This is a genomic window from Paenibacillus polymyxa (assembly GCF_015710975.1).
Classification (GTDB): domain Bacteria; phylum Bacillota; class Bacilli; order Paenibacillales; family Paenibacillaceae; genus Paenibacillus; species Paenibacillus polymyxa.
Genome location: NZ_CP049783.1, coordinates 2,621,941 through 2,645,227, shown reverse-complemented (window position 1 = coordinate 2,645,227; position 23,287 = coordinate 2,621,941). Strand labels below are relative to the sequence as shown.

Genomic DNA, 23,287 nt, shown 5'->3' with positions numbered 1-23,287 from the left:
AACTTCAGTTAAATTTGGTCTGTCCAACATAAGATGTTAATATTTTGCCTAAAAAGAGCGAATGGAGAGGAAACGCTGGGAATGGTTTGCCATCAATGAGGAATTCGACGAATGTCGACATTCAGACGGGGTGCCGGCCGATTTGGGAGATCTTCCCTGTAGATATTCTCTGCCGGTGCTCCGAATCCTTGCACTTTGCGATAACTTAACATGATTACCTGACAAATTTCTGGAAGCCTAGCTGAAAACGTGACTGGATGTCAGCTAGATATTCTGCTGGAAAATCCGCGAAAAATCCCGCAAGGTATCTTCCGTCAGATAAAAGAGATACCTCCCGATGGGAAGTCATTTTCTAAAATAATCATGGATTGTAGAGTAGGCTGTATTAGATGAGTCATATCCACTACCCAATAGCGCTTCGCTATTAAATATTTCACGATTTGCATGCAGTACCCACTTGGTAAACCAAATAATTCATCTTGTTCTCTTGTAACTTTCGCAAAAAATATGCAATAAATTTTATACTTTCTTCTTGTTTTATTGTAAGTAACATATCTGTAGTCATAATGATGGGAAGCTTATTCTTGGGGTCAGTTGGATGTTTAATGCCTAACTTTTGTGCAATATAGAGGGTTTTATCTAGGGGTAATAAAGGAAATTGTTCGCGAATATCAATCACTTGCTCTGACCACTCCATTTGGTAATGATGTGTCAATTCAAAGTGTTTAGACAGATAATGGTGAAGTCGACCACTTTTCCAACCAAGAATTCGAGTAACTATCCCTATTGAAGGTACATCATGTACAGTCAACCAAGGTTTATATTCCGAAAAGTGGCCTTGACCTCTTCCTTCTTTTATTTTCCGTTGAATAGATGCTATAGATCTACTCCTAAGATATATTTTAGGTTTACTTCAAAATACAAATGTAGAATATAACAACTCACCGCTTTATACAATAGCAAAGTAATATTTTTTAGCTATATTTTACTTCGTAGCCTATTCATAGGCTACTCGTAGGGTATGAATAAGCTATAATATGAGCTATTAAGTAGGCATAATTAGTAAGCATATGGGTCGGGTTAAAACCTATTTGATATTCTCAATAGAGGTGAACTCATGAATACTTTGGGACACCAATGTAGAAATTTAAGACTACTCCATAAATGGACACAAGAGGAACTTGCTAATAAAATCGGGGTAACTAAACAGGTTGTTTCTAATTGGGAGCGAAATGTAGCACGGCCTGAAATTAATCATTTAATAATCTTTAGCAAAGGTTTTTGATGTTACAACCGATTATTTACCCTGTATTGCTAATCAAATGCCGTTCCCCTACTATGTGGACTCAATTGATACAATTCATTCGGACCTTAATAACGAGAAAATCATAAAATCCTTTGATCTTTTAGCATTTCTCTTCGGACAATAAAGTTGTGTACAAAAATCCAATATATGTGATTTATATTTTTTATTAAAATTCTAAAAATATGAACGTTAATTCCTTATAAATATGTTGTCCTGTTGTCCGAAGAAAATAAAGTATTAGACTGGTGAGCACTTCATTAAGCCAACTGGCAGAATAGTGAGAGAAAATGAACATTCTTAAAGCAGTGCCACTGAGGTTAGAGGAATAACTGTGTTGCTATTAAAGCTGGATGGATTACTATACGAAATATAAAGGTCAAATAGCCGGGTTCATTGAAAGGCAGCGGTACTCCCACTCAAACGAGTAAGGGTGTACTACTGCCGTTTCTTTTTCAGATTCGTTTTTAGATTCCTGATATTATAGTTGCAAACTTATATAATCAATCTAAGTGAAGCACGGCTTTGCCCGAGAATTTCCGTTCCATAAGATTACGGGCAACGGCGTCAATTTCGGTCCAAGGCGCCTCCACTTGGATTCGTGGGATTAACCGCTCATCTGTGACCAGCCGGGCCAGCAAACTCAGATCGTCCGCGGCTGATTGACGAGTGAGTTCCTCACCTAAAAAGAAGCTGTACAAGGTTCTTCCTCCGCTGGTCACCATATTCTTCATATCGATCATTGCGGTATTTGAAGAGGAAAATCCTACCGCAACGCAAATCCCTTGGGGCGCTAGCTGCGGCAGCAACGCCGCCAGTGCATTGCCGCCTACTGAATCGATGATCAGATCGTACGGCCCAAATTTGCTGGCTGATGAAATTGCGGAATATCCAATGATCACTTCGTCGGATCCGACCTCCCGAACAAGCTCAGCCTTCTCTTCCGTGCTTGCCGTACCTACAACGTATGCGCCGGATTGGACTGCAAGCTGATGGGCGAATAGCCCAACTCCGCCGCTAGAGCCTGTAATGAAAATCCGTTTGCCAAGCAGCATGCCGCCTTTTCGAAGTGCATAAAGAGCCGTGAGCCCTGCTACGGGGAGGGTAGCCGCCTCCGTAAAAGTGAGTTTGTCTGGGATTTCGGCCAACAACGATACGGGAGCAGCCACTTGCTCGCTCCAGGCTCCCATCGGGAGCAAACCAACAACCCTAGCCCCTTTTTGCGGTCCTGCGCCGTTCTCTGCCGGCTCGATGACAATCCCGGCGAAATCCCAGCCAGGACGGCTAGATATTTCCTGATTTTTAGCGTCACTCACTTCACCGCGGTTGAGTGAGACGGCCTTCACTTGCACAAGCGCTTCCCATGGCTTAGGCTGCGGGGCGTCAACTTCCTTGAAGGCCAAATGAGACGGGGCATGCGGATCAACAACAATAGTACGAATCATATCGGTTTTCCTCCATGTTGGTTATGGTCATTAGATGACCTTCATTTCAATGAGGAGTATACTTTAAATAAAGGTTCGGCCCAAGTGCAAAACTACACTTCATATGAGAAGGGAAGAGAAGATGGATATAGATACGGAGAATTCCAGACATAGAATCGTAATGGGAGAAATTGAAGCCCTGCGGATAAAACGCCAGCAAAAGCTTGTCGATCGACCTCAACCCTCCTTGAAACGATTTACTCAACAAGAGCTGAACGACGAGGCTTTTCCTTCGTATAAAAATCTGCTGGTTGGACGTACCCGCCGCATACCGACCCGCCAGACGATAATAAATATTGCAGAATATCTTGAGTGTACATCCGACGAGCGTAACGATTTGCTTTTGGCAGCCGGCTTTCTTCCAATTCAGACCGAATTGTATGGACGGTCGTTGGAGCGTGCATTAGAGTGGGCTCAGCAAACGATGAGGAGTATCCCTTTTCCCGCCATGGTCGTAACACATACTCAGGACATCAAGGGATTAAATGAGCCGTTTCATCAATTGTTCGAAATCCCTCTCGACCGTTCATATGACGGTTTAATGAATAGGGTCGATTTACATTTTAATTCTGGTTTTCCTATCCGGTCCCGCTCCACGTTTGACAAGGCGTCGTTTAAGCAGTGGGAGGAGCACATCATAAACGGAATACAAGCCTTTAAGAGTGAGCACATGCTCTCGCGTTATGATGCGTGGTATCAAAAATTGCTGGATAGAGTTCAGAAATATAACGCGTGCGAATATCTGAGTGTGCCGGATGTAGGGGGAAATGTTGATCAAATACAAACAATTCTAGCCAGAATAGAAAGCTCCGGAGACCTTATTCCCGTACGCTACAGACAGGTTTCGATTTCCGCAGGCGGCCGCTTATATCCGCAAATTGAGGTTTTCCTACCGGTAGATTCTGCCGCGCGCACAGTTTTCGAGAACCTGGGATGTCCAGCTGATTGTACATTTGTCTAATCCGATACTTACAAGAAGATGGAATCGAAAAGTTATTGGTAGCTGATAATTCAGAATAGGTGGTTTATTAAACTATTGGGGAACGTTAGTTGAATGACAACAGCGGCAGTCTAAGGCTTTATTTATCAAGTCTTGGTCTGCCGCTGCTTTATATTAATTGTTCAGTCTAAAACTCATTTTTCAAAAGCTGACGATTCTTCAGTTCAAAAACCTCGCTAAATCAACAACTCTAGTCTAATACTTTATTTTCACCGAACACCTGTCATTAACTTTTCTAATATTTCTTTACCATAATATCGATTTCTATTTAAACCAAAGCTGCCGACCTGATTTTAACAAAGCCTGATGACACTTGTTCATCAGGCTTTTGATTTTACTAAAAGTGATTCTTTTATTATGTTTCCTTAATATTTAGTACACAACTTTATTGTCCGTAGACAAATGAATGTCGGATGATAAAAAAGTATGGAACCAATTTTGTTGATTTTATAGGGTTTGTTGCGGCATTTGAAACAGGCGAAAAATAAAAAGTTTGGAACCGCCTAAAATTTCCATACAAAAAAAGTTGGAAACCGACTCCCAAATGCGGTCTTCCGCTTAGTTTATTCCATAATCCGCTGGTTCGCTTACATCATTATAAAGTTTAAACCCACAATTAGTACAAACTGTCTTACCCAATTTAAAGTAATGCTCTCCCTTATTAAGTTGTGAGGAGAAGAATATTTTATATCAGGATAAAGAAAAAGAGTGTCATTTCTGCATACAAAACAAGTTTTTTTGATTTATTTTGAATATCGTATATTTGCCTTATTAAATCTTCTTCATAAATTTGTTGTAGAAGATTGCCGACTGGTTTTTGATATGCTTGACGAAGATTGCGACAAGCTCGTCCATATTGTCAGAGCCATGTTCAAGCACATTCTCCCGCCGTATAAGGACTATGTCGTATCTAAAGGAGATGCTTCATTGATCCGCCCTGCCTACCGCTGCGACGGTAGGTTCTTGCTGCTCTCCACTTCCACATAAGATATATGCTTCCTGTTCATCGTAGCCGAAGCGGGGGATGGAATCAGTGTAGCAATACAAGCAACTACGAAACCTCTCAAGAGACATCATACAGAACGACAAACGCCCGATGTGTTAGCCCAAACTTTTGAATGCAGTCTTTTTACAGGATGATATAAACGACTCCTCCTTTCGAGATATTTCCCCTTATATGGTAGACACTTTATAGGTAGGAATCACACACAGAAGCATAGGTCGATTATTTAATCTTGAATATGTCACATCGGAATAACATATCAATTCAATCTTAGCAGGGGTAAGAATAATCGAATTTGCTTGGCTTCGTTATCTACCGCCCGCTTAATCCAAGGAACATATCATCAAGTAGTTAGGTAGAATCATCTTACATAATTTTCTACACTGGCAAAGTAAAGATTACCTCAAGTGGATCTTTACCTTCGAAAAAATCTTCATACAATTTTCTGACTTCCATCGAATCTAATTCTTTTTCTTGCATATTAATTAACCTTTCCAACTCTTCTAAAATACTTACTTCCTTTGATGACAGCACCTTTGACTTAATAAGCGTGTCTTTCATATTGGGAAGTAACCCTCTTGGCCAGCAATCCTCATACACACCTCTGTATGAATCGTATAAGAATGTGATCTGACTTATTCCCGCATATTTCCGAACGTGTGGATGCACTAATAATAAAAATTGAGCGATAATTCCAGAACGCTGGATTAAATAATAAGCCTCTTGTACTTCCTTCATCAAGTAAGATTTGGCTTCTACAGAATTAGCAAGAAAATTGATGTACATTTTTGAGAGTACGTTTATTAAGTGTTCTTTCTCTAAATTCTCTTCCAACTTCTTAATTATTTCTTTTTCACTAGTTCCCGCTTGTATAAACCCTATTAAACAAGCTGACATTCCTTTCACATTAACAGCTTTTTCGGCTACACATAACATATATTTATCAAAGATTTCCTTTAGGTAGTTTTCACTAAATGTGTAAATGTCTAAACATTCAATGATTGTTTCTATTACTGAAGCTTGATCATACTTATCTTCTATACGCGGGAGAAGGTCTATCAAATGTTCAACAAATTCTTCTCCGTAATATTCTAGCAAGCTAGGATTATATTTCACTTTTTCTAGTAGAGTAAAAAACGTTTGATATTCTTTTGTATCATTATTTTGTGTTAGATATTTGAATAGCTCATTAATATATTTAACTTTCTCGTCCACTAGACTTTCTCCCTTTCTATTGTTAATGTTACTTAATTTAACTTTTTACACGACTTTATATCAGATTAATGGCAATAAAAAAACAATTACCACATGACCTACTCTTTAAGTAAACTGGGAGTCACCAAGTCCTTCTTTGGAGTAAATTCGCAATAATGTACCGTTCTGTTGCTGACAAAATCAAAAATATTTTCGTTTTAGCCGCCCACTATTAATTGTCACGCGATTTATCTTAAACAATAGCAAATTTTTACCTTCTGCTCTTCCATATCGAGGCGCCGTATTCTACAGTTACATAGAATTTTTCAAAAACATGGAGAAAACAAAGATAACAAAAAACAGCTCAATCATGGTGGTATCTAACCATAATCAACCTGTTTATATATAGGAATAGCGATATATAGGTTATAAAATTAAAGCATTTGATGTGCGTACAACAGAAATGGAGAAATCTTTATACGGGTAATACATGGGGTAAGTCTCTTGAATTCAGCGCTCTACTCATTCGGCACTGGATGGGGTCTACTCTTCAACAAAAGCAAACAACAATTAGGATAAAAGAGAACAGTACGGGCGGCTATCTCGCATTGTGACTTTGTTGGTTGTATTGTACAATCTTGTTGTTGGAATTGTAAACCCAATAAATTAATTCCCCTCTCTCAACTCTAGTTTTGATCATCTAATTTGGCGACATGTGCAATCTCTCTCATGAATGATGTTACAGCATGACGATTTTCCAGATCATCCTCGTCCAACATCGACCAATAATAAATAGTATTTTTATGAATACTAAGATCTTGAAGAAGATGATATCTGATCAAACTAGCCCAATTCTTCTCAGTCTTTCCTTCTACTATAGCATCATTGAATGATGAAATAATAATAATCATTAAAGCGAATTTTTCGTCTTTGTTTAATTCGATATTTTCATAGGCGTATAAGAATTCGGTTATTCTTGAAGAATCCGACACTTCATATTCCCAATCTTGTGAAAATTCATCAGGAGCAGGTAATTTGATTTTTTGTACAAGACCTTCAATAGCACTCTTAGTAACATACTCTGGATTTACATTCTCCATGGTTATTTCTCCTTTTTATTATTTTCCTATTCCTGATGGATGAGCACTGCTATATGGAAAAGCAGACCTAATTCCACCATCCTCTTTCACTATCACTCTAGCCATATCAGGTTTTATTTCAGTACCATCTGGCAAGTACCCTTTTGATTTAATAGATGATGGTAGCGGAACTTCATGAACACCAGGACCCTTTTTCGCTACCTCTGCAAGAAAGTCTACCGCACTCTTCTCATCAAGCCATTGACTGATTTGATGTCCCTTTCCTCTGGCTCTGTCTATAAGCTGATTTGGCTTTTTCTTAGCTCCGTGCTCTGAAAAAGTGTGACCATACGTGGGAGTACTTTTAGGATTTCCCCATTTCCATTTCGGATTTAGCCATACTTCACTAACTTCACCCGTCCCCTCAGAAGAATGGTCCTTCTTCTTATGTGGTGATCCTCCTGGTGAAGCACCGTCATCATGCTTCTTTCCTTTCCTTCCAACGGCAAATAAAAATGCTGCTTCTACTAACAGACGGGCATTTTCTTGTTTGGAGCTGTTTATCGTTTTTTCATAAACAGCCTCTGGTTGCGTTATGACTTTAACAATTTTATCTGCTACGTCTTGTTTTCCTTTAAAGTTATCGACTACCATTTGGCGAATATCTAGATTAGGAAAGTTACGTATTCGCTCCCATGTTGCCTCTAGATATTCATGAGAGGAGTTTTTGATTTCATTGAACACAATCCGCTCAGTCTCATCCAGGTCTTTCATAAAAGGAATTTCCCTATACGGATAGTGCCCATACTCTTTTCTATATTCGTCAATCGAATTCAGAAAATCAATTAGATATTTCTTCTGTTCCGTCGTATACCCTTTCATATCATCCCGATAGTTGGGACTCATCAAAGCTCTGTCGCTATATCGAAAATGATTGCCTGTCTGCCGCTGATGTTCCATTAATGCGACTATATCTGAGAAGGGGGCCTGATCATTATAATAAGCATCCAGCGCATCCTCAAACTGTTGATCCACATTTCTTTGATACCAGCGTTCCCGTATATCAAAAGGAATATAACTATAGGCTTGGACGGAAGCCTGATTGACTCCTTTTACATAGTTGATGAAATCCGATATGGATTGTACTCCTCCATATCCTCTGGCACTCGTCCACACCTTGCCTAGAAAATCCATCATCGCGTGTTGTTCACGCGCTCTCTGTTCCTCCGCGTGCGCATGTAAGGTTTGAGCAGCAACCTTGGCCGTCTTCCCCAACACCACTCCCCAACCATGGGAAGGTACGCTGGCAATCATGGATAATCCGGCTGCCGCATATTTAACTATGGATGACGGTCCAGAGGAAGCCACTTCGGAACGAATCGAAGCTATTTTTTGACTTGCTGCTTTCGGTATAGCTCCCAATACAGGAATAGACGCAGCCACATCACATACTTTCTGAGCTAATCCTAATACGCCATCGAGTAGACTAGCCTTCGGTGAATTCGGAGTGTTTACGGATGACTTAACGGCTCCCCCATCTTTCGATGTAACGCTTGAATTGGAGCTTCCTCCTGTACTGCTGTTTGCTGCACTTTTCGCCGCCTGCGCCTCTGCATAGGCTTTTACAGACATTAATGGGGGCTCCCAAATCGGTGCTAAATCAGCAACAAAAACCGGTCTTTTAACCGTGCCTTCCAGCTGTACTTTAGCGGACCGTATATCCGTTTCTCCATCCAACACCAAGCTGCTGCTGCCCGCTTTGAAATAAATAGCCTCGGCAGCTTGAATATTCAGCTCCCCATCTGCATGCAAAGAGAGCATCTTCCCTGCCGACAATGACAACTCATGCTCACTGACGACCTGAACACCCGATGCATTCAATTGAATATGAACCTGCTCCGACTTGGCCGTCATCTTCAATTCACTGGCACTTAGCTTGATGTTCTTGTCATGAGGTGTCCCCCAATACTTGGTGGCTGGGTCAGCGAGCTTCGGCGAGTTTCTCCCTTGTCGTATGGAGCTTGCCGCATATCCGTCCGCCTCCTGCTCTGTAGGGAACCGGACGGATACCCTATCTCCTTGTTCCGGCATGACATACCAACCACTGTTCCCTTCGGCTGTATAACTGCGGGCATATGGAAACCACCACGCCGTTTCCCGATCCTGCTTCTCATCCACTGTAAGGTGAACACGTATTCGGCCTGACTGGATCTCTAATACATGCCCTTCCAGTGAGGCTCCGGTGAGGTTCGAGCACAAAATCTCTGTTTGATGAATTCCCTGTTCGTGAATCAGTTCATACTCGTGTAGCAGCACTCCTTTTTGCAATTCAGAAGTGACTTGCTACCATCCATTGCTCGCCATTCCAATCCGTCAGATCCCCGGGTGGGGCAAGCGTTTCACTCTGCAGCAAGTAGCTGAATTTCGTTTAGCTGTTGGGATCAAAACTGCGCCGAGTACGGTAAACGGGATGCTTCATTTCAACGTATTGTCCCTCCGGCATACCCAACCAGAATTTGGGCCCGTTTAGTGAAATTTCCGGGACCAGCACAGCTCCAAATCGGGAAGCGATCCGTTTGAGAAAGTCCCAATCCGTCTCCTGATACTGTAAAGTAAATGCATGCAGGGTAGCACCGTTTGTTGCATTATCAATAACATCAGCCTGACTGTAGTTCTGAATGATTTGCTTGATTAACTTTTCATAGGGCATTAAGGTATGCTGATAAGAACGGGTGACAGGCGTGATATCCAACTGAATCGTATGGGAAACCGCTTCAAGCTCCACGTAATAGATACCACGCACCATTCGTGTTTCTGCACGAACCAATAAACCATGGAACAAAATGCGTTCAGGTTGACCATTGTCTATTTTGGTTCGGATGATGACAGGTTCGTTATCCTGATCCTGTTCTATGTAGTGATCTCTTTGCTCTTCATCTATCCATCCACTGATCCTTAACCGGGCATGATCGTTCAATTTCCGTTCAATACGCAGTTCATGGATCGTCTGAAGAGGATATGGACCTATACATTCCAACTCCGTATACGTTAACATTGTTTGTGTATGATTCAACTTGTGCCTCCCTACTCCAGCGTCTGGCCATCGTCTGTAATCCGAATCATTCCCCCGTATATGCACGCATTCGAACATTGATCCAGCAGGGCTGGTTCTCCTTCAACAAGCACATCGCTTTTGCCGCCGATCCAGGGTCCGGTAATAACCGGAACACAGTTCGCTTTTTTGACCCCATAGATATCGACCATGTCACTGCTTTTGACCGCTGGATTGGCTGGACAGGAGCAACGGCCAAAATTGCTGATATTGGTGCCGGACAAGTAATCTCCAACATTCATTTGGGCTTTCTCCTTCACATATACGCCGTGGCTGAATGGACGTTTGAGCCGTGTCGGCTGCGTACCAAAGCTGCAGCTCAAGATGGCCCCGGCAACTACGTATCCTTGCTTACTTCCCCGTCCAGCCTGAATAGGTTCCTCTTCCGAATGAGACTTTTTTACCATTCTTCTCTTCCCCTTCCCCATGTCCTTTCTTAGTTTGTTTTCACTTCGCTACCCAGAACATTGGTTATTCCACCCAGCGATACGGTACTGCCTTTGCTCGTCATTTTAATTTCATCCCCGGCCGTGATTTTCACTTTACTGCCGGAATGAAGGGAGATATTCCCTCCTGCTGAAAATTGAATCTGTTTATCGCTTACAATGTGAATTCCATTTTTCTCATTTAACTGGATATACATCGTCCCCTCTTTACTGGTGATGACAATTTCATCAGGGGTTAATTTGATTTCCTTGCCGTGCGCGGTACGAAACAATTTGATGTCAGGATGTGCAAGAGCGTGTTGCCCCGCACTCCGATTCTTTTCGCGCAAAGATGTACTTGCCATGCCCTCTTCTTCTCGATGGGTAGGGAAATAGAGCAGAACGGTATCCCCGAGCTCAGGCATTACGTACCATCCGCTATGTCCTTCTGCAGTATAAGGAGAAACATAGGTAAACCAGTGGGCCTTTGCAGGGTCCTGCGCAGCATCGATATGTAAATGTAGTTTGATACGATCTCGCTCTACCTGAATGACTTTACCAGGTAAAGACAGACCGATAAGCTGCTCGTTAAACACCTCTTGGTGTCTCAATCCCTTGTGGGAAGTCAGGGTATACACGTGCTGCATCATTCCTTTTTGCATATGAGTGTCTACCTTGTACACATACAGATTTTTACCCTTAAAGGTAACGGTGCTGCCGAGCTCCAATACCTGCTCCGCCTCAACCCGGTAATCAATAAAATCATGCTCGTTTACATGTGCTGTATCATTGCCGTTAAAATAACGATAATCTCCAACTCGCTTGCTGACGGTATAATGATAATTGGTTAAGTCCAGTCCAGACTGGGTTTCCTCGACTCCAAAATAGCACTTCGGCACATCAAATACCGACGCAGGCGTGAGTGAAGTATGGTAACGCGAAGCGATCCGCTTGAGGAACTCCCAATCGGTTTCACGATATTGGACTGCTATACGGCCTAAAGTCGCTCCCCCTGTAGCCGAATCAATGATATCAAAACCGGGATAATCTGCACCTACAGCTCGCAGCAATTCCTCAACCTTCATATTTTTATCTTGAAAGGACCCGTTCTTTTTACGAATATCCAGTTTATACGTGTGTGATATTGCCTCGACCTCCAGGTAATACACATCTCTGACCACTTTGACTTCCATATGGAGCACCGTTCCGTTAAATAGCGGTGTTGGAGTGCCTGCCTCATCTAGTTGTGATACACAAACCGGTGAATCGACTTCGATCAACTGGACATAACTGTCCTGTAGTTCTTCAGGCAAAATAGCGGTAAAAGAGAGCCGGGTGTGCTCATTCAGTCGCTTGGTCATATGCAGTTCCTGAATGCTAACCACTTCAAATGGTGTAATTTGCAGCCGATCATATGTAATATGGGTTAATGTCATAAGGGTTGATTTTCCTTTCGCTCAGACTCGATTTTCAACGTTAGCAGCATACTGCGGGCTATTGGCTGCCAGGTCGCCATCTCTTCATCCGTACAGTTAAAAGTACACATGAGCGCACGTCCTTCCAGCACCGTAAAAAAGGATAAATTATACACACGCGCATTCCATACCGGTGTCACAAATTCACAGTATCCAATCTGACACTCTTCGTTCTCCAGCACTTCATGGCCAAACCATTCAGTCAACTTCTGGGTTTGTTTTACCACCTGAGCCATCTCATGCGTAAAGTTCTCCAACTCTTCGGTTTGTAATGGACTCTCGGTATGCTTGAAGGTTAAATTAATCGTGCCTGCGTCATTGGTAAAAATAAAATCCGGACGATGATGAGAGGGATATTTTAATCGTTGCTCGTGCATGGGCATATCCCGAAAGCTCTTTGGCATCGTAATACTGATGCGTTCATCCAGCAAATGTCGCTGAGCAAAAATCAATCTTTTCCCACCGAGTTGCATAAATGTTTGTAAGGGCTGTCCAAACGGTTCCTTCCCGTGAGCGTGATTCAACCCTTCATGCTCAATTAAAGATTGATCATTTTCGGTATTTTCTGCTGTTACTGTGTGTAGCAACGAGACAATTTTCTTATCCAGATGTTCCATACATCATCCACTCCCATCTTTATTACTGCATGGCGACTTCCTGAAAGGTGATGCCACTTGTCCCTCTCCGCAACAGACTTTCCGCCAATGCCAGATTGACCAACATGCAGGTTTCACGCAACCCTTGGACTTGCAATAGGGATTTCCCCTCGGTACGTTTTCGATCTACGACCAGCTTCATCAATGTTCCTCCGGGACGAAATTGGCTTTGCTCACCCAAACAATCCACTAAAGGGGGTTGAATCATCCAATACAACTTTTGCTGCGAACGTTCCATATCCCGAAGCAAAGCCATGCGGCTGAACAAGCCCGGCACAAAGACCTGTAACAATTCATGCACAGCATCAGATACCATCATCCTTGAACCCATTAAAATATCAGAGTAAACTGTATAATCGTGACCATTAACCTTAAACTGTGCAGCATAAGATGGGGGCCAATTCGTCCAGTCATTTAGGTCCATCATCTCTGCATTTGCCTCTTCATCCCACACGGGTACAGCAGCATACAACATCCGATCATCCTGCTGACAAAGAAAATATTCCACTATGCCACGTCCCTCCATTCCGTTTGCTCCACATTGTGTTATCCAAATTAAATTAGACTCTGTACGACTGGATGCATACCTAAACTAAATCGGGCTCCATCCAGCACCGCTTCTTTGAAGCAGGCTCCCTCAAACGCTGCACCCATAAAGTCAGCCCCCTGCAATATGGCCCCGGTAAAATCTGCATTCTTCAAGTAAGCTCCCTGAAACTGGGCTCCTGTAAGATTCGCTCCTGCAAAACTTACGGGTTGAAAACCAGGTCTTTCCCAATATCCAGACTGGTAAATTCCAGGTACAGCTATTGCATCCCGGAAAGATGCTCCTTTTAAGTTGGCTTGTTCAAAACGGGCTTCCTGAATCAAACAGCCGCTAAAATTCGCTTCTTGTAAACAGGCTTTATTCCAACAGGAGCCGATCAAATTTCCTCCTCTAAAAACACTATTGTTAAAAGAACTTTCACTCAAATCGGCATATTGCAGACGTATTCCCTCATAATCTCCTTGAGATCCGTCAATTCCCCGAAAAACTTCATGTATGTAGTCATATGGCTTCTTTTCCTCAAGCCACTCTTTCATCACCGTCGAATCTTTGACACGCACATCCCTTTTATAAACGACTTCGCTTCGATCTAAATACTCTCCGACTCTCAGTTCGAACACATCTTCCAACTGTATTTCATGAGCAAACTGTATTGCATCCAGCCATTCCTCTGTGATACTAAAACGTGCCAAAGCAATGATATATTGATGAATATGTATTGCCGCGCGCAATTTCATCCTTTCAATATCATCTAATCCGATTCTTCCGCCATATTTCTTGGCATGCTTACTTAATTCCGTCTCCCACTCGTCCAAATAGCGAAAAGCCCATTCTGCATCATAAGCATCCCGGCAAGGATAGCGATCCATAAACCACGTCTTGTCCATGGCCTCCACTAGATAGGTCGCCCTTCCGTTTGCTAATTCGGTACGAAGCATGGAGTAAGATATATATCCCAACGCCTGTTTGTTACCCTCTTGCTGCATCTGCTTGACTTTCCCGAGTAGTTGCTCCAGTGAATTACGAAATGTCTTCGCCAAAGCATGCTTACGATTTTGAAAAGAGGCTTCAAACGTAAATAACATTTGATGCTTTAACGGTTCGTAGACCTCATTTGCAAAATGTTGAAGAATTTCCTCACGATTCACGTTCCATCTCCTTTCTTACAACCGAAATTACAATACTGCGCAAAAAAATATTCAATATCCTAAATCTGAATTTTATATAAATGATATGTGAAATCATAATTTTCAAGGGTATATTTAACAATAAATCGTCCTTATGTATGTATCGGATAGAATAGTGATTTTGTTTACAGAAAAAACCATAATACGTGTTATTTACAATGTATACAATAAAGACATTGCTATACAATTAATCTATCAAATCGTTTAGCTTAGGAGAGTGAGTAAATATAATTAATTTATCCCTCCATCTTTCCTCGTTTCATATGATGTTTATAAATCATAGTGAACCTTTAAGACTTAATAATCTCATTTCTATACTCTACTCAATAAAAAGCAAAAACCCGCTCAGAGAGCGGGATGAGCAGGTAGAGCAACGGGAATCAAACCTCTTCCAGAGGCAAAGAAACATAGGATTCTGTGGGTGTAATGACAGGCTTCCCTTTTCCTTGTCGCCGAATTAACTTCGGGTCATTGGCTATCCGCATACTAGGAACCACTATAGGTTGAGCTCTTATTTTGGACATAGACGTGTAGAGCGAGAGCATGTTCAAAGAATATTGCTGAACATTTCTTCTGTCCATTCTCTGATATTATTCTTTACATATCCATAAATGGTAAATTACTCTTGTATATGAGCTAAAAAGTTATTAAAAGAAAGAAAATAATACTTTTCTGAACTAGCTTTACACAGCAATTTCAAAAGGCAAAAGCGGCCAATCTCAAAGAATTAACCGCTTTTAGTCTTAAGGCTGTATTAAAGCTCCTGTGGGGTGCACTTCAATTACTCAGTAGGGGGTATCTTCCTTACTATGACTATGTCTTCTTCCATAATCTTTCAATATTTCTTTTGCAAGTTTCATTAGTTGAACACTCTGTAAATAGGTCTCTATGTCAAGTCCTTGTAATGATTCTTTTACCACCAATCTACATTCTTCATAATCTTCAAATTCATTTCTTATGTAAATTGATTTTAGATCAGTTGGGGTATATCTAATGCTGAGATTCCAACCGCCTTCTTTCAAAGCTCTTTCTAACCATTTCTCACGTACGGCTCTTGAGCAAGTATAAAAAACCTGCTGAAACAGAAACCGTGGGATGTTACAAAAGCAATATGCTAAGTGAATTTAGGGATATGAATTATTACACTCCTTTCTCTATTCATATTATAGTCATTGTTAATTTTTTTATATATAAATGCCAGGAATAATCGGTATATGGATAATTCGTGACTTTTATGTACCAAGATTAAAATCAGTATTTCTAAGACATATTATTAAGGAACTCCCGTAAAAGATTAGTACCGAACAATCTTCAGTTTTATAAAATCAATAATTTCATCTCTATCTTCTTTAGTAAGTTCTCGAAACAAAGAATAAGTTCTAATTCCTGAGCTTCAATGGCTAAATTAAAAATAGTGTTCTTTGATACAGGCGTATCTCCAACGATTAACCACTCTATATGGGAATTGAAGTTTTCTTTAATTGCTATAATTATATCAAGAGAGGGTCTGTATTTATTTTGCTCCAGCTCACTCAACGTTCCTTCAGAAATTCCAATTATATTTGCAAACTTTATTTGATTTAAGTTGTTTGTTTTTCTAATCGTTCGAATTCGTTGGCCTATTGTAGACAAAATTGCCCTCCTAAACTAAAAAGATCCCGATATATCATCGGGATCTTTCTTGATGTTTGTAAAATGAATAGTTCCAGACTTTTTTTACTGGTTCCACACTTTTTTTTATCACCAGACAATGAATTTAGAATTTTACTAGAGCTTATTCTACAGTAACACTTTTCGCCAGGTTACGTGGTTTATCAACATCATGACCTAGTGCAAGCGATGCGTAGTAAGCCAACAGTTGGAGAGCTATAACTGAAATAGCAGCCGACAGAATCGGAAGTGTTTTTGGAATTGCAAATACTTGATCTACGGATTTCAACAGCTCGACAGCATGCTCTTCATATGTGATTGCAAGCACGTCACCGCCACGAGCTTTGACTTCCTTAATGTTGCTCACGGTTTTTTCCAACACGGATTCCTGTGTTACCAAAGCGATAACTGGAATTCCCTCTTCGATCAATGCCAGTGTACCATGCTTCAGTTCACCCGCAGCATATGCCTCGGAATGAATGTAGGAGATTTCCTTGAGCTTCAGGGAACCTTCCTGTACTACAGCATAGTCTTGACCACGACCAATAAAGAATAAGTGCTTGTTGCTAGCAATTTGCTCAGCATAGGCTTTGATCGCATCTGCTTTACCCAACATCTCTTCTACTTGCTCTGGCAGTGATTCCATAGCAGCCAGCACATGAGCTACTTGCTCATCCGTTTGTGTGCCACGTACTTGAGCCAGATACAGACCCAACAGATAAAATGCAATCAACTGGGAAGAATACGCTTTGGTGGAGGCTACGGCAATTTCCGGTCCTGCCAGTGTAACCAACACATCATCTGCATCACGGGCGATAGAGCTGCCGACTACATTTGTAATCGCCAGTACATGAGCCCCGTTTGCTTGTGCTTCACGCAGTGCTGCCAATGTATCAGCAGTTTCACCGGATTGACTCACCACGATCACCAATGTCTCTGGTGTTACGATAGGAGAACGGTAGCGATACTCGGAAGCTACATCGTTTTCTACCGGAATACGAGCCATACTTTCAATAACCGTACGGCCAATCAAACCAGCATTGTAAGCTGTACCACACGCTACAATTTGAATGTTGCGGATATTTTTAATTTGTTCTTCTGTCAGCTTCAGCTCTGGAAGAACAACTTTTTTAGTATCTTTATCGATACGACCCAACATCGTGTCACGGTAAGCCTTAGGCTGTTCGTGAATTTCTTTCAACATGAAATGCTCATAGCCGCCCTTTTCCGCTGTAACAGCATCCCATTCGACATGAATCATTTCCCGAGAAATAAATTGGCCTTCGATTGTCATTAATTCGACAGCATCACTAGTCAGAACAGCCATTTCGCCATCGTTCAAAATAAATACATTGCGTGTATATTTCAGAATAGCCGGAATGTCGGAACCGATAAAGTTCTCGCCTTCTCCCACACCAATAACCAACGGACTGGCTTGACGAACAGCTACCAGCTTATTAGGCTCGTGCTCGGTCAGCACTCCCAGTGCAAAAGCACCGCGCATAAAGGTAATTGCTTTTTGTACTGCTTTAACAATATCTCCTTCATACTCACGCGCAACCAGATGGGAAATGATTTCTGTATCCGTTTCGGAAATAAAGGTATGACCTTCGCTGATCAGCTGTTCCTTCAGTTCCAGATAGTTCTCAATAATTCCGTTGTGAACTACAGAGAACTTTTGGCTCTCATCCAAATGCGGATGGGAGTTTTCATCAGAAGGTTTACCGTGTGTTGCCCAACGTGTATGTCCGATGCCTGCATGGCCTACCAACGGTGTACCATCCAGTTTAGCTTCCAGATTCGCCAGACGACCTTTTGCCTTGGCTACTTGCAGTCCTGAATCTGTAAACACGGCAATACCCGCAGAATCATACCCGCGATACTCCAGCTTCTTCAGTCCGTCAATCAATACCTCTTGCGTATTCTGATTACCAATATATCCTACAATGCCACACATATTCGTTATCCTCCCGATCATCATTTCACAAGACGACTCATCACAGGACTAACGTGTGCGGTAGATTGTGGAATAAAGTTCATTCATCTATGAAGTTGTCAATGATAACTATAGAATTTACAGGCATCTCTTCACGAATGTAACGAAATTCCCAAACCGCGCACGCCAATGATGATGGCCGCACATTCATGAAATGAATCTTATAATTTAGGTTATAAAATAATTTGGGCATCTACCGGTGCGTTGTGTAAACAGTTGCCTGTTCATTTTCCGCTGCCGGTTTACGGGTTGATGCTTCACCGGAAGGTCCCCGCCGAATGTTTCGAACACCTTCACCTCGTCAGCTTGCTTTGTCGTGAACCGATTGCGAGCAACATCATCTCAACGGAATCTATTGCTTCTCCACCAAGTTCCCCCGCACAAAATCAAGCTCTGGCGCTTGTAATACGTTACCTCACAACCCTCGCTTTCTCTATCTGAGTCACAGCATCCCTATATTATATTCAGCAGAGCATCATTTGGCAATGACACTTTATTCATAATTACACCCTAAAGGCATTAAAGCATTAGTGAATAAACGCAAACGCGGTTGCCTGCTTGTGTTTAACAGGCAACCCACGTTTACAAAATTTTAAACTAATTCTTTTTTCACGACATCTACGATCTGTCCGACAAATTGCTCCAGCTCATCCTTATCCGGGCCTTCGGCCATCACACGAATAAGTGACTCTGTACCTGAAGCACGGACCAATACACGCCCATTATCGCCCAATTGTTGTTCCACCTGTTCAATCGCTTCTGCAATCGCAGGGTTCCCCTCGTAATTACGTTTGTCCTGCACACGTACATTTACAAGAACTTGTGGATATTGTTTCATAAGCGATTTTAGTTCGCTCATCTTCTTGCCAGAAGCTTTCAGGGTATCTACCAATTGAATCCCCGTCAGCATGCCATCGCCTGTCGTATTGTGGTCCAGGAAAATAACATGACCAGACTGCTCACCGCCCAGATTAAATCCACCCCGACGCATTTCTTCCATCACATAACGGTCTCCGACCGCAGTTTTTGCAGTCTTGAGAGCTAGCTTTTCAGTAGCTTTATAAAAACCGATATTACTCATTACTGTCGATACAATAGTGCTGTCCTTGAGTTTTCCAGCCCGGTTCATTGCATCTCCGCAAATACAGAGAATATAGTCTCCATCAACCTCTTCCCCGTTCTCATCAATTGCGATTAGGCGATCGGCATCGCCGTCAAAGGCAAGACCAATGTCCGCTTTCAAGCGGCGCACTTCCTCTTTTAGCTTTTCAGGATGAGTCGAGCCGCAATGATCATTGATATTCAATCCGTTTGGCTCCGCGCCGATCGTATGCACTTCAGCTCCCAAATCCGCAAAAAGCTTCGGCGCCAGCTCATAAGCTGCTCCGTTTGCACAGTCCAATACTATTTTTAGGCCTTCAAAAGAATGACTGATTGTTGTTTTCAAAAACTCCAGATAATCGTAGCGGGAATGCTCGTCTACAACAACCGTGCCCAATCCGCTGCCAATCGGACGAGGCAATTGGTCTTCTTTCGCATCCATGAGCTCTTCAATTTTCAATTCCGTTTCATCGGTTAATTTAAACCCATCGCCGCCAAAAAACTTAATCCCGTTGTCCTCAACAGGATTGTGAGATGCTGAGATCATGACACCAGCGTCCGCTTTCAATTGCCGTGTGAGATATGCCACCCCAGGCGTCGAAACAATACCTAGGCGAACCACATTAGCCCCAATAGACAACAAGCCGGCTACCAGTGCCGATTCCAACATCAGTCCAGATATCCGTGTATCCATACCAATAACAACTGTCGGTTTCTCTACATTACCTGCTAAAACATATCCGCCGCAGCGGCCAATGCTATATGCCAGTTCGGCTGTTAGTTCCTGATTAGCAACGCCTCGTACACCATCTGTACCAAAATATTTCCCCATGTAAAATGACTCCCTTTTTTTGTCTAATAATCTTGATCATTTACTACAGATAAAACATGTTATGGCTGACCGTTCTCCGAGGTTCCATTCGCAGAAGATTCTGCGCCGTTATGAGGACTTGTTTTATCCTCCGCAGCTGCGTTGTCCCCGGTATTTGCGTCAGAGTTGCCACCTTGATTGCCTTGCCCCTCCTGTGGCCTCTCCTGCCCCTTATCACCACTACCAGAGGGGTTTGATTCATTCTCACTATTCGGATTCGTTACAGCAGGCGTAGAAGGGCTCTCAATGTTTACCGTTGCCTTTAGTTGGCCGGCATTCCCGGCTTGCGTAATGTATTTAGGCAAGCCTACTTTTAGGGTAACCTCGTGTTGACCAGCCGCGAGGCCACTTACATTTGCCACCAAACTAACGTCATCATTGGTTAAATTGTTTACCAAATCCTGCGGGCCCTTCACAGTAACATCCATCGTCTTGCCTGCCGGTGCTATAATAGTTGCGTTAGCTCCATCTCCTGCACCTTGTAAAACGATTGGGATGCCTGACAGCGTCCGTTCCGTATCTGTTACTTCATTGGAAGGAACGACGGTCACCTGAATTTGTATTAACCCTGGCTCGATTTTATCAGAACCTGAGGGAGCTGCCAAATTAGCTTGAACTGTACGGGTTCCCGCTTCTGTAAATTGACTCAGATCGAGTGTAGCCGTGACATAAGAGCTCAGGCTGCTTAATACATCCTGTGATGCATATACCGCTGCTTCCTTCACATTTGCGTTTACTTTAGAAAGCGCCAATCCGTCTGGCAGCTCTCCGGAATAGACTATTTTGACAGGCACAGACTTCGCCTGCTGAGTGACCGGGATTTCAACTGACACAGTGGATGGCTCAATGACCGCACCTGTGAGTTCCTGCCCCTTTTTGTTATAGGCCTTCAGCTTTACCCGTTTCTGTTCAAACTTTTCTGAGATGCCATCCGTGTTAACAGCCCCTTGCACCGCAGTAACGGTATTCAGCTGGCTTTTGGGTAAAGTAACCTTTACTGTTTGAGGAGCAATCACAGGCTTACCGAGCTGTAGCCCCGCATCTGGACTACCCTTAGGTACTATAGATACATTAAATGATTTCGTTTGTTTTTCCTCAATTGTTACTGTAACACGGTTAGGAGTCATGGATACCAATTCCACCCCATCCGGTAAATCCGGTTCAAGTGACAATGTTTTAGTGCCTGCTCCTAAGCCGCTTAAGTTTAATTTTGCCTGATAATTATCCGCGAAAAAAGTAGTCAGGACAGAGCGCTGTCCTCTGACCTCCATCTTTACATGATCAGTGTCCATCGTAGACAGCACATATTTTGAATCATCCAGACCACTGGCCTGAATGGCCACATTATCAATTATTTTATTATTGTAGGAAACGGTCAATGTAGACGAAGGAGTACCTGTATCCAGATGAACCATTCCCCACAGCATTATAGCAACCGCAAGCGCCAATATCTTGGAAATCGTATTATTGTTAATCCATTTGTCCATCATGAATTTCCACGGCCTCCCCTCCGATTCCAGAATGAGCCGCGTTTTTCCTTCAAAGACGGTGTTGGCCGCAACTCCTCATACAGCTTGGAGATTAGGGATTCTTCCTTAATGTCACGCACGACCTGACCATTGATAGCCAACGAAATTTGCCCTGTTTCCTCCGATACCACGACAGTTACGGCATCCGTTACCTCACTCACCCCAATTGCAGCCCGATGACGGGTTCCCAACTCCTTGCTAATGAAGGGATTTTCCGATAATGGCAAATAGCAGGCCGCAGAGGCAATCTGTTTATTTTGTATAATCACTGCACCATCATGCAAAGGCGTATTGGGAATAAAGATGTTAATTAGCAGTTCAGAACTAACTACGGCCTGTGTCTTGATACCAGACTCCGTATATTCGTTCAGTCCTGTCTCGCGCTCAAATACGACCAATGCTCCTATTTTTCTACGTGATAAATAATTCAGCGCCTTAATCATTTCTCCAATTAACTTATTGATCTCTTCATCATCTACTGACGAACGCCCAAATAGTTTACCACGCCCCAACTGCTCTAGAGCACGACGTAACTCAGGCTGAAAAATAATAAAAATAGCCACTACACCAAAGGTGAACATCTGATTCATCAACCACTTGAGCGTGTACAAATCAAACCAGGTACTAACCGCCCAAATAACAACCAGGAACAGAATCCCTTTTAACAATTGAACTGCTCGCGTTCCGCGAACAAGTAAAATAAGCTGATACATAATATAGGTTACGATTAAAATGTCGATAATATCTTTAATGGACTCTTTCCAAGTCAGGTCCGCAAAATAATCCAACATGCGCATGCCCCCGCAATTTTCTGTAGTGAGTGGGTGTAATATGTACACAGTATGCTCTCTCTATCTAGGTTATAACGATCAGGCTCGCGTTGCAAGCTGTGCGACAAAAGAATCGCCAAAATCAGTAAAATACAGTACAATTCGCCAGACCTAGATACAAAAAAACGCCTTTTCCAGCGGAAAAAGGCGCTCGATATCGTTCTTGCCATTTCAAGCTTCTTTTATGGAGAAGACGGTCCCCCGAACAAATCGGTAACCTTGTACCAAATCCAGTCCAAGGTTTGATCGATACTTTTAACCTGTCCTGCAATATGGGCGGTTGAAGCTTGATAGTACGAGCCGTCAATCACAGTAAGATTTCCTTCTACATCACCGTATACACGTGCCTCACCATTCTGTACTGTTAAATCTCCGGCAATGGATTTCCCTTCAGGTACAATTACAGTATCGCCCTGAATAACAACTTGATCTAGATTGCTTCCTTTGACTACTAATTGATGGTCCGTGCTAGAAAAGCTGGCCATACTTGAGCATATCACAATAAGGAAGAAGGCGGCGGCTGTTACAGCGGGATGCCTCTTCACCCAAGCTAGCATAGGCACCGCAGGCTGTCGTTTATGCGGCGGCAAAGCATTCATAATGCGAAATGTCAGCTCATCCGATACACACGGCACTTGATGATAGCGTGTACCGTAAAGCATCGCATCCGTCCGCTCCAGCTCTTTAAAACGCATGCGGCATTCCGGGCAGACTAACAAGTGTTGTTCCAACTCATGTTTGTCCTGCTCAGACAGGTCGCCATCTAGATAGTCATGCATAAAAGAGACGGCTTGTTTGCAATCCATATGAGCCAATCCTTTCTAATATTCTTCCGTGTTTCTCAA

20 protein-coding genes are annotated in these 23,287 nt (G+C 42.5%); 2 read left to right on the top strand and 18 right to left on the bottom strand.

From position 1 onward, the window contains the following. Positions 1 to 433: 433 nt before the first annotated feature. A complete protein-coding gene (locus tag G7035_RS27360; protein WP_019688695.1) occupies positions 434 to 811 on the bottom strand; it encodes a TnsA endonuclease N-terminal domain-containing protein in 378 nt (125 codons plus the stop codon). 306 nt (positions 812 to 1,117) lie between these two features. Here G7035_RS27360 and G7035_RS11910 point away from each other — a divergent pair, with 306 nt between their 5' ends. Beyond that, positions 1,118 to 1,285, top strand: a complete 168-nt coding sequence (locus tag G7035_RS11910) for a helix-turn-helix domain-containing protein (RefSeq protein ID WP_016818708.1) — start codon at positions 1,118 to 1,120, stop codon at positions 1,283 to 1,285. A gap of 521 nt (positions 1,286 to 1,806) precedes the next feature. Here the strand turns inward: G7035_RS11910 and G7035_RS11905 are convergent. Then, positions 1,807 to 2,748, bottom strand: coding sequence for a zinc-binding dehydrogenase (locus G7035_RS11905; RefSeq protein WP_019688696.1), 942 nt, complete (start codon positions 2,746 to 2,748; stop codon positions 1,807 to 1,809). 121 nt (positions 2,749 to 2,869) lie between these two features. Here G7035_RS11905 and G7035_RS11900 point away from each other — a divergent pair, with 121 nt between their 5' ends. Continuing rightward, a complete protein-coding gene (locus G7035_RS11900) occupies positions 2,870 to 3,748 on the top strand; it encodes a hypothetical protein (RefSeq protein ID WP_016818710.1) in 879 nt (292 codons plus the stop codon). Positions 3,749 to 5,168: 1,420 nt separating this feature from the next. On the opposite strand, the gene G7035_RS11895 is transcribed toward G7035_RS11900, so the two are convergent. The 16 genes from G7035_RS11895 to G7035_RS11820 all read right to left on the bottom strand — a co-directional run bounded on the left by G7035_RS11895 (position 5,169) and on the right by G7035_RS11820 (position 23,248). After that, on the bottom strand, positions 5,169 to 6,005 hold the full coding sequence (locus G7035_RS11895) for a hypothetical protein (RefSeq protein ID WP_019688698.1): 837 nt from the start codon (positions 6,003 to 6,005) through the stop codon (positions 5,169 to 5,171). A 665-nt stretch (positions 6,006 to 6,670) separates the two neighbouring features. Beyond that, on the bottom strand, positions 6,671 to 7,084 hold the full coding sequence (locus G7035_RS11890) for a hypothetical protein (RefSeq protein WP_019688699.1): 414 nt from the start codon (positions 7,082 to 7,084) through the stop codon (positions 6,671 to 6,673). An 18-nt stretch (positions 7,085 to 7,102) separates the two neighbouring features. Next, on the bottom strand, positions 7,103 to 9,391 hold the full coding sequence (locus G7035_RS11885) for a hypothetical protein (RefSeq protein WP_029515232.1): 2,289 nt from the start codon (positions 9,389 to 9,391) through the stop codon (positions 7,103 to 7,105). Positions 9,392 to 9,491: 100 nt separating this feature from the next. After that, a complete protein-coding gene (locus G7035_RS11880) occupies positions 9,492 to 10,136 on the bottom strand; it encodes a hypothetical protein (protein ID WP_029515233.1) in 645 nt (214 codons plus the stop codon). 11 nt (positions 10,137 to 10,147) lie between these two features. Beyond that, positions 10,148 to 10,582 carry a DUF4280 domain-containing protein gene (locus tag G7035_RS11875; RefSeq protein WP_019688700.1) on the bottom strand — a complete coding sequence of 145 codons (435 nt, stop codon included), beginning with the start codon at positions 10,580 to 10,582 and terminating at the stop codon, positions 10,148 to 10,150. Between the two features lie 29 nt (positions 10,583 to 10,611). After that, a complete protein-coding gene (locus tag G7035_RS11870) occupies positions 10,612 to 12,036 on the bottom strand; it encodes a phage baseplate assembly protein V (protein WP_019688701.1) in 1,425 nt (474 codons plus the stop codon). Then, a complete protein-coding gene (locus G7035_RS11865) occupies positions 12,033 to 12,692 on the bottom strand; it encodes a hypothetical protein (protein WP_019688702.1) in 660 nt (219 codons plus the stop codon). Before G7035_RS11865 ends, G7035_RS11870 begins: the two co-directional genes overlap by 4 nt. Positions 12,693 to 12,714: 22 nt before the next feature. Beyond that, positions 12,715 to 13,257, bottom strand: a complete 543-nt coding sequence (locus G7035_RS11860; protein WP_019688703.1) for a hypothetical protein — start codon at positions 13,255 to 13,257, stop codon at positions 12,715 to 12,717. A gap of 29 nt (positions 13,258 to 13,286) precedes the next feature. Beyond that, the gene (locus G7035_RS11855) at positions 13,287 to 14,426 is read right to left on the bottom strand and encodes a pentapeptide repeat-containing protein (protein WP_019688704.1); all 1,140 of its coding nucleotides are present in this window, start codon (positions 14,424 to 14,426) and stop codon (positions 13,287 to 13,289) included. Positions 14,427 to 15,250: 824 nt separating this feature from the next. Then, positions 15,251 to 15,487, bottom strand: coding sequence for a hypothetical protein (locus G7035_RS11850; RefSeq protein ID WP_154654553.1), 237 nt, complete (start codon positions 15,485 to 15,487; stop codon positions 15,251 to 15,253). A 295-nt stretch (positions 15,488 to 15,782) separates the two neighbouring features. Continuing rightward, entirely contained in the window at positions 15,783 to 16,097 is a 315-nt protein-coding gene (locus G7035_RS11845; RefSeq protein ID WP_049789292.1) for a helix-turn-helix domain-containing protein, read from the bottom strand. A gap of 142 nt (positions 16,098 to 16,239) precedes the next feature. After that, positions 16,240 to 18,072, bottom strand: a complete 1,833-nt coding sequence (glmS, locus tag G7035_RS11840; protein ID WP_016818743.1) for a glutamine--fructose-6-phosphate transaminase (isomerizing) — start codon at positions 18,070 to 18,072, stop codon at positions 16,240 to 16,242. A 631-nt stretch (positions 18,073 to 18,703) separates the two neighbouring features. Continuing rightward, positions 18,704 to 20,044: a phosphoglucosamine mutase gene (glmM, locus tag G7035_RS11835; RefSeq protein WP_017427765.1), complete on the bottom strand. Its 1,341-nt coding sequence runs from the start codon at positions 20,042 to 20,044 to the stop codon at positions 18,704 to 18,706. 59 nt (positions 20,045 to 20,103) lie between these two features. Next, positions 20,104 to 21,573 carry a CdaR family protein gene (locus G7035_RS11830; RefSeq protein WP_016818745.1) on the bottom strand — a complete coding sequence of 490 codons (1,470 nt, stop codon included), beginning with the start codon at positions 21,571 to 21,573 and terminating at the stop codon, positions 20,104 to 20,106. Continuing rightward, entirely contained in the window at positions 21,570 to 22,403 is an 834-nt protein-coding gene (gene cdaA, locus G7035_RS11825) for a diadenylate cyclase CdaA (RefSeq protein WP_013373237.1), read from the bottom strand. The genes G7035_RS11830 and cdaA overlap by 4 nt, the downstream gene beginning before the upstream one ends. 221 nt (positions 22,404 to 22,624) lie before the next feature. Further along, entirely contained in the window at positions 22,625 to 23,248 is a 624-nt protein-coding gene (locus G7035_RS11820; protein WP_017427767.1) for an anti-sigma factor, read from the bottom strand. Positions 23,249 to 23,287: the final 39 nt, after the last annotated feature.

Coding starts and splice junctions, on each gene's coding strand:
- G7035_RS11910 (WP_016818708.1), top strand. CDS start 1,118: ATGAATACTTTGGGACACCAATGTAGAAATTTAAGACTACTCCATAAA.
- G7035_RS11905 (WP_019688696.1), bottom strand. CDS start 2,748: ATGATTCGTACTATTGTTGTTGATCCGCATGCCCCGTCTCATTTGGCC.
- G7035_RS11900 (WP_016818710.1), top strand. CDS start 2,870: ATGGATATAGATACGGAGAATTCCAGACATAGAATCGTAATGGGAGAA.
- G7035_RS11890 (WP_019688699.1), bottom strand. CDS start 7,084: ATGGAGAATGTAAATCCAGAGTATGTTACTAAGAGTGCTATTGAAGGT.
- G7035_RS11875 (WP_019688700.1), bottom strand. CDS start 10,582: ATGGTAAAAAAGTCTCATTCGGAAGAGGAACCTATTCAGGCTGGACGG.
- G7035_RS11870 (WP_019688701.1), bottom strand. CDS start 12,036: ATGACATTAACCCATATTACATATGATCGGCTGCAAATTACACCATTT.
- G7035_RS11865 (WP_019688702.1), bottom strand. CDS start 12,692: ATGGAACATCTGGATAAGAAAATTGTCTCGTTGCTACACACAGTAACA.
- G7035_RS11860 (WP_019688703.1), bottom strand. CDS start 13,257: ATGGAGGGACGTGGCATAGTGGAATATTTTCTTTGTCAGCAGGATGAT.
- glmS (WP_016818743.1), bottom strand. CDS start 18,072: ATGTGTGGCATTGTAGGATATATTGGTAATCAGAATACGCAAGAGGTA.
- glmM (WP_017427765.1), bottom strand. CDS start 20,044: ATGGGGAAATATTTTGGTACAGATGGTGTACGAGGCGTTGCTAATCAG.
- G7035_RS11830 (WP_016818745.1), bottom strand. CDS start 21,573: ATGATGGACAAATGGATTAACAATAATACGATTTCCAAGATATTGGCG.
- cdaA (WP_013373237.1), bottom strand. CDS start 22,403: ATGTTGGATTATTTTGCGGACCTGACTTGGAAAGAGTCCATTAAAGAT.
- G7035_RS11820 (WP_017427767.1), bottom strand. CDS start 23,248: ATGGATTGCAAACAAGCCGTCTCTTTTATGCATGACTATCTAGATGGC.